The organism is uncultured Limnohabitans sp. (assembly GCF_937889215.1).
Taxonomy (GTDB): domain Bacteria; phylum Pseudomonadota; class Gammaproteobacteria; order Burkholderiales; family Burkholderiaceae_C; genus Limnohabitans_A.
In genome coordinates this window covers 1-1,043 of the sequence record NZ_CALBEX010000563.1, presented here as the reverse complement: position 1 = coordinate 1,043, position 1,043 = coordinate 1, and the positions used below count along the sequence as shown (strand labels likewise).

The window sequence follows — 1,043 nt, the reverse complement described above, 5'->3', positions numbered from 1 at the left end:
CGCGCATGCGCACGCTGGGCAGCTCTAGCGTGAGGCGGTCGCGCAAGCGGCTGTATTTGCGCATCGGAAAGCGGTGGCCTTCGGGCAAGGGCAGAACAAAGTGGTCGGCGTAGTAAGCGTGCATGTTTTGATTTTGAGCAAAGTGATTCTAGAAAATCCTCTCTAATCTGAGCCTGGTGTGGGCATATGCTCTTGCAATACCGATTACAAACCCTAAAATTCAACCCATGCTGCACTGCAACAAAGTTGTACGGCCTCGGCCAGTTACGGCGCAGTCTTCTTGAAATCAAACCTTTATCTGGAGCCCCTCATGATGACACCCGAACAAATCGTCGCCTCGCAAAAAGCCAATGTGGAAACCCTGTTTGGCCTGACCGCCAAAGCCTTCGAAGGCGTTGAAAAAATGGTCGAACTGAACCTGAGCGTGGCCAAGGCCGCCTTGGACGAGTCGGCCAACAACACCCAAGCCGCCCTGAGCGTGAAAGACGCCCAAGAACTGCTGGCCATGCAAGCCAACTTGTTCCAGCCTTTGGCTGAAAAAACCGCCGCCTACGGCCGCCACCTGTACGACATCGCTTCGGGCACCAGCAGCGAGTTCACCAAGGCTTTCGAAGCCCAAAGCGCCGCAGCGCAAAAACAAATCACCACTTTGGTGGACAGCGCTGCGCAAAACGCACCCGCTGGCTCCGAGCAAGCTGTGGCCATGATGAAGGGCGCCGTGACCGCCGCCACCAGCGCTTTCGAGTCTGTGCAAAAAGCCGTCAAACAAGCCACCGACTTGGCCGAATCCAATTTGGCTGCGGTGAGCCCATCGGCTGCACCCAAGGCGGCCAAAAAGAAGTGATTTTCCAAACGGGCCGTTTTTGTAAGGAACGGTCCGTTGCATTGCCAGTTGTCTCCTCGGATCTCTTTGCATTTCATCTGGGAAACAGGGATCCCTTCAAGGGCTGATCGCAAGATCAGCCCTTTTTTTATGGGGGCTGGCCCATCAGCGCCCCGCCTCGAAAGCCGCCAAGCGGGCTTTGAGTCCGGGAAGCGCTGCA

The 1,043-nt window shown here is 56.2% G+C and carries 1 protein-coding gene and 1 pseudogene; one reads left to right on the top strand and one right to left on the bottom strand.

Annotation, left to right across the window (positions count from 1 at the left end; genetic code table 11):
* A pseudogene (locus tag Q0341_RS14140) lies at positions 1–124 on the bottom strand (histone deacetylase); the annotation flags it as partial.
* 186 nt (positions 125–310) lie between these two features.
* Here Q0341_RS14140 and Q0341_RS14135 point away from each other — a divergent pair.
* Complete coding sequence (locus Q0341_RS14135) at positions 311–844, top strand: phasin family protein (protein ID WP_299514598.1); 534 nt, start codon at positions 311–313, stop codon at positions 842–844.
* Positions 845–1,043: the final 199 nt, after the last annotated feature.